This window comes from Bifidobacteriaceae bacterium, assembly GCA_031281585.1.
GTDB lineage: Bacteria > Actinomycetota > Actinomycetes > Actinomycetales > WQXJ01 > JAIRTF01.
This window is the reverse complement of record JAITFE010000162.1, coordinates 1-5,885: the sequence shown is the minus strand read 5'-3', so window position 1 is coordinate 5,885 and position 5,885 is coordinate 1. Positions and strand designations below refer to the sequence as shown.

5 protein-coding genes and 1 tRNA gene are annotated in these 5,885 nt (G+C 64.1%); 4 read left to right on the top strand and 2 right to left on the bottom strand.

All coding sequences use genetic code 11. The features are described from left to right. Positions 1–39: 39 nt before the first annotated feature. From LBC97_16590 to LBC97_16580, 3 genes are all read left to right on the top strand, one after another. A tRNA-Glu gene (locus tag LBC97_16590) sits at positions 40–112 on the top strand. A 151-nt stretch (positions 113–263) separates the two neighbouring features. After that, entirely contained in the window at positions 264–1,529 is a 1,266-nt protein-coding gene (locus LBC97_16585; protein ID MDR2567634.1) for a hypothetical protein, read from the top strand. A 288-nt stretch (positions 1,530–1,817) separates the two neighbouring features. Next, positions 1,818–2,507 carry a hypothetical protein gene (locus LBC97_16580; GenBank protein ID MDR2567633.1) on the top strand — a complete coding sequence of 230 codons (690 nt, stop codon included), beginning with the start codon at positions 1,818–1,820 and terminating at the stop codon, positions 2,505–2,507. Here the strand turns inward: LBC97_16580 and dcm are convergent. Together dcm and LBC97_16570 are read right to left on the bottom strand one after the other, a co-directional pair. After that, positions 2,465–3,643: a DNA (cytosine-5-)-methyltransferase gene (gene dcm / locus LBC97_16575; protein ID MDR2567632.1), complete on the bottom strand. Its 1,179-nt coding sequence runs from the start codon at positions 3,641–3,643 to the stop codon at positions 2,465–2,467. The two genes, LBC97_16580 and dcm, sit on opposite strands and share 43 nt — an antisense overlap. A gap of 605 nt (positions 3,644–4,248) precedes the next feature. Further along, entirely contained in the window at positions 4,249–4,707 is a 459-nt protein-coding gene (locus LBC97_16570) for a hypothetical protein (GenBank protein MDR2567631.1), read from the bottom strand. Positions 4,708–4,777: 70 nt separating this feature from the next. On the opposite strand from LBC97_16570, the gene LBC97_16565 reads away from it, so the two are divergent. Continuing rightward, on the top strand, positions 4,778–5,885 hold a 1,108-nt coding region (locus tag LBC97_16565), incomplete at its 3' end, for a putative DNA binding domain-containing protein (GenBank protein ID MDR2567630.1).

Here is a 5,885-nt window from a genome sequence, read left to right as displayed (position 1 = left end):
GCTCAACTGGCTCCCAGTTGGACGGCTGACCAGGCCTTTGGCTCCGTTGTGTAGTGGCCTAGCACGCCGCCCTCTCAAGGCGGTAGCGCCGGTTCGAATCCGGTCGGAGCTACTTTGTGAAACCGCTGGTGGGGGCTGCGGTTTTACCGCGGTCGCGGAGACGTACAAGCGTTCTGTTAGCCGGAAAATGACACAGAAATGACACTGGAGCGTGCGAGCGGTGGCCCGCAGGGTATCAGTCGTGACGGGTACGGTTGGTGGACATGGGAGCGATCAACCTTTCCCCCGACATGAGCGCCGTCGACCTTCGCCGGTTGCGGCTGTTGGAGACCATCCACGAGCAGGTGCCTGACGGCCGCAGGGAGGTGATGTTCGAGGGAGAACTCGCCTACCCCGAAGTCGAGGACGACGCCGATGCGCTTATTCAGGCCGGGCTGATGTACAGCCAGAAGAGGATGACCGGCCGCTATGGCGGCGCATTCATCCGGCGAGAGGGCCGAGATTTCATTGCCGAGGTTCAGCGACGTCGCGGCCATGTGGTTCGACGACGGCAGGCCTCGCGGAGAGCGCTGGCCTCATGGCTGATCCGCCAGGACGACCCGGCGGAACTCCACAATACCGCCGACTTCTTGGCCGCTCCGGAGGCGACCTTCTACGGTGAGCGCCTCGCACCCCAGGACGCGTACACGGCTGCGGCTTGGCTCGAACAGCAACAATGTGCAAAATGCATTACAGCATTGGGTGGGGATGTAGCCCGTATCGGGCTCACCGATCAGGGCCAAACTTGGATCGAGAACGGCGGACAGCAAGCGGGTGCCTCGATGGCGATTGGGACTGTGAACGTCACTGGGAACACGTTCAATGGCCCGGCCCAGATCGCCGGTCCCAGAGCCGTCCAGGCGGTGGTCCTGGCTACCGAATCGGACCTGGCAGAGGTTCGCAAGGCTATCGCCGCAGCAGAGCAAGCAATCTTCAGTTTGGGGCTTACCGATGCCGATACGGAGATCTTTCGCGGCCAGCTAGCCGATCTAGCGACTGAAGCCAACAAGGCGAAGCCCGAATGGGGAAGGCTCCGGCAGCTTGGCAAGGGGATCGGTGGGTTTCTTCGGGACGCGACTGCCGGTGGCCTCGGGGAAGTGCTGGCCGGATTGTTCCTCGGGTTGCTCGCCCGATGCATAATCCCGGTCGGGGAGGGCCGTGGTGGCCAAAGCCCTACGCAGCCCGCGAGGACGCTGCAAGCGGTACCAGTGTCCTCGTCTCCTCTTCACTCGCCACGAACGCTCGTGCAGATAGCGGCATCCCCGACTGTCGCCGGGCCGCGCCAGCAGTCGAGCGAGCTTCTCCTAAGCCGCAGCGGACACGGGGCGCGCCCCGTAGGTCGAGAGAACTCGTCGTCGACTACGCTCCGTCACTTGGTGAGCCCGCTCCCCACCGTTCCGCGTCCCGTACTTTCGTCGCCCCCAAAAGGTCGAGGTAACGGCCAGGATTATCCTCATTGGGGGGAACCGTCCAAGTCGTGTATCAGATAGGCGACCGCTACCTCGAAGTCGCTGACCCTGAGGCGCGAGCCCATGGCCGGTACGATTCCGTGGCCGCCGTCAATCGCGAAAAGCTCAACCCGGTCGATTAAAGCGCCGTTCCAGAAGAAGTCCACCCAAAAACGGACGCACCGTCGGGTTCACGAAGCTCTTCACCCAATCGAACTCCAGTTCCCGCGCATCCTTCCTCGCATCAACATCCATTCCCCACGAAACAGTCAGGTTAGGCTTCGGGGTGGGCGACGTGCAATATCGGGGTTGGCGTGGAAGGATCGGATCGTGCCCGTTCAGGATGACGCCCGTGAGCGCCAGATGATCCAGCTTTTCAATCTCACGGTTCCGGAGGACCGCGGACGGAGCGACATCGACGCGCACCTGACCATTGATGGGCGCACTCTGGACTTCGAACTGAAGTCGACGACGGGCGGATCGGTTTCTACAGTGCGCGATTTCGGACCGGACCACATCCGGAAGTGGCGCAACGGTCTGCACTGGTTGTTCGCGTTCTATGACAAGTCGGGGTCGAAGCTCCGTTACTGCGTCTATGCGTCACCTGACGACATGGAGCCGTGGATAGCCGAAAAGGAGCGGTACATGCTGCCGGACATCGCACTGGCTGACGCTCTGCCCGGCCTGGTGACAGAGGAAATGGCCGCCCGCATTATGGGAGACAAACCCGTCTACCCGGTGTCGGACGCGAAGTGGATCATGAAGAAGCAGTGGCGGCGGGAAGACTATCTGCGGCATCAGGACGTGGAGGGCGGCTACTCGCGTCGGGCCATCGTGGACATCCTCAACAGCCGGGCCCGCTATGTGATCCTCCGCGGGGCCACGCTGAACAATCCGCATATCGAATCCGGCTTCTTCGACGGCTTCGAGCGCATCACAGACGAGCACGCCGCGCGGCTGCGCGAACTGGTGCGCGCCTACTTGCGGAAGGCGTCGGCGACCGAGCAGGCCACAGCGTAGCCGACAGGCGGGGCCACCGCGTTGCCGATCTGCCCAAGCTGCATATAGACGGCTCCGGCGAACCGCCACGATTCCGGGAAACCCTGCAAGAGAGCTACATCGGGCACCGAGAGCCGGAAATGCCCGTTCTTGGCGACAAAGGCGCGGGCGGCCTCGCGGGTGGGTGCCACGCCGTTTGGCCAGACCTTTAGGGCCTCGAAGACACGCTGGGCGGAGACGCTGTTGAGGATCGAAGTGGTGTGCCGCGGCCCGGTCAGCGCGGAGCGGATGGTGGGGCAAACGTCGTCGACGCCGATGTCCGGCAGACCGAGCGCCTTCCGCATCCCCATCGTCTCGGGAAGGCCATCGTCCATGGCGCCGAGTGGCCGGTGGGTCGGAGTCGGGGCAACCCAGTTACGGGCCAGCGAGCGGTTTCGGAACCCCACAAACACGATGCGGCGCCGGGACTGCGGCACTCCATAGTCGTAAGCCTGCATCATGACCTGTCTAATGGTGTACTGCCGGGCTAGCGGGCGCACAATCGTGCGGTCCACATACTCGGAGAACCTGGCGGTCCCCAGCGCCGCCACATTCTCCGCGACGAACGCGTCGGGTTGTACGCCCATGACGGCCCGGACAAACTCTGGCCACATGTCGCGTGGATCGTCTTCGCCGCGCTGCTTGCCGGCGTGGGAAAACGGCTGGCACGGAGGTCCGCCATGAACAACCGCCGCGTTTCCCCGGTAGCGGGCCCAGTCAACGCCGCGTACGTCGCCAGCCTCGCCGCCATAGACGCTCCACGCTGGCCGCGCGTCGCGCAGGGTCTGAGCGGCATCGGGCAGGATCTCCCACGACCCCAGGTGGCCGAAGCCCGCGCGCTCGAACCCGAGGTCGAGGCCCCCACCGCCCGAGAACAAGGACAGGGCCGAGAGCGAGTTGCCAGGCCTGCGGGGCATCAGGGCGAGCGGATCAAACCGGGGAGTGTTGATCTCGTGCACGGGCGGCAGGCCAGAACCGTTGATAGCGGCCATCCGCGCCCGGCGCGATTGGCGAGACCGCTGTCTGAAGACCTCGCGCTCGGCCTCGGTCAGCGGCCACGGCTCATGAAGCGGATCGGTGGTCTTGATCCTGCTCGGCACGACTTCAGCGGTGGTCATGATCACTACCGTAACGCCCAACACTGACTGCCAATTCGGCCTGCGCGGGCGCGCCGTAACCCGGCTTGGCAGAGGCATCGGCGTGGAACCGCAGCTATCGGCGCGCGCTGGCTCAGGATTCGTTGAACCCAGGCATCGGATGACACAGAAATGACACGCGAGGATCACAAGCAGCCACTTCCTCCCAACGGCAGCCAACGGTGAAGTAGAAGATCAGCGCGCGTTTCCAACAGTAGCCAACGCGCCATCGGGCCCTGGGTCAAGCTCGCAAGGCGGTAGCGCCGGTTCGAATCCGGTCGGAGCTACTTTGAGAAACCGCTGGTGGGGGCGGTCTTCTTCTTCTCGATCACCCGGACATCTGTTCTAGGCAGCCCGCCTGTCCCGTATCTGTCCCGTCACAGGTTGCCTATAGGGAGTCACAGGCCCAAGGCCGGTGGTCGGGGTATAACAGGTCATGCAGCCTGGGAGCCGAAGAACGGGTTTGCTTCGATGCGGCGGCGGAGGTCGGTCATCATGAGACTGACGCGGCCCAGGTCGCGTTGTTGGGCCTTGGTGGCGGGTGGGCCTCCCAGGGGCTTGGGGCCCGTGACGCCGTAGCGGTCACGTTAGGCGGCCACAGCGCGGACGACCTTGCGCCGTGCTTCCTTGTGCCATGGTCCAGGGGCTTGAGGGTAGATGGCGTCCAGCCAGGGGGCGTGCTCGCGCCGAGCCTCTTCGGCCAGTTGGGCCGCCCTGTCGGTGATGAGCTTCGCCCTTGTCCTCGGGGACTGGCGCATGTCGGCTCTCATCGGCACTTCGGGGACGAGTAGCATTCCTGCGATCAGGTGCTGTCCGTGGCTGACGACGTTTCGGCCCGGAAGCGCCTTGGCGCGCATCACCGCCGAGCCCAGAGCCTGGGCCCGATCGCGCTGGTCCGGGCCAGGTTGGAACAGCTTGGGCAGGATGGTCTTTGTGTCGACCCCGGACGCCGCGAGGTCCGCAATCGACTTGACCAGGTGCGGGTAGGCGGGTTCTTCGCGGACCTGCGCCCGCAGCCCAGGGATGCAGACGACAACGGGTGCCACGCGCTGACGGCGATGAAGGTGTCGGAGGTCTTCTGTAGCGTGGTGTCATCGGAAGACGGGAGGTTCGCTCATGGCCTTTGAGACGCAGGCGGTTGAATGGAAGTCGTCGTGGCGCGACGAGTACTTGAAGTGGATCTGTGGCTTCGCCAACGCCCAAGGCGGTGTGCTTGAGATCGGCAAGGACGACGAGGGCAGGGTGGTCGGGGTGGTTGACACCCGCGCCTTGCTGACAGAGATTCCCAACAAGGTCACCAGCACCATGGCGATCATCGTGGACGTGAACCTGAAGACCGAGGACGGCCTTCAGTACCTGGCCATCACCGTCAACCCGTACCCTTCTCCGATCAGCTATCACGGCAAGTACTACTACCGGTCAGGGGCAACCAACCGGGAGTTGACGGGCAACGCCTTGGACGAGTTCATGCTCCGCAAGGAGGGCAAGACCTGGGACGGCGTTCTGGTGCCGCACGTCGGCGTGCCCGATCTCGATCTGGTTGCCTTCCGGGACTTCCGCCGCAAGGCGATCTTCAGCGACCGGTTGACTGCCGGGGACCTCGAGATAAGCGACGCCGAACTGATCGACACCCTGCGGCTGGCGGAGGGAAACCACCTCAAGCGGGCGGCCATCCTGCTGTTCCACGAAGACCCGGAGCGGTGGTTCACCGGCGCGTATGTGAAGATCGGCTACTTCCAGACCGGCGCCGACCTGCTGTTCATGGACGAGGTGCACGGCCCCCTGATCTCGATGGCGGACAAAGTGCTCGACATCCTCTACGACAAGTACTTCAAGGGGATGCTCAGTTACCGGGGAATCCAGCGGATCGAGACGTTCCCAGTGGCCAAGGCGGCCATAAGGGAGGCGGTGATCAACGCCATCGTCCACCGCGATTACTCGGGTGGCGTGCCTATCCAGATCAAGGTGTTCCCGGACGAGCTCATCATCTACAGCGACGGCGGCCTGCCTGTCGGGTGGACCGTCGAAGACCTGCTGGCGAAGCACCGGTCCCTTCCGCGCAATCCTGACATCGCCAACGCGTTCTTCCGTTCGGGGCAGATCGAGGCGTGGGGACGAGGCATCGAGAAGATCGAGACCGCCAGCCGTGAGGCGCGCAAGCCGATCCCGGTCTTCAGGTCCAGGCCTGGCGAAGTGAACGTCACCTTCCCGTTCCCCGCCACTT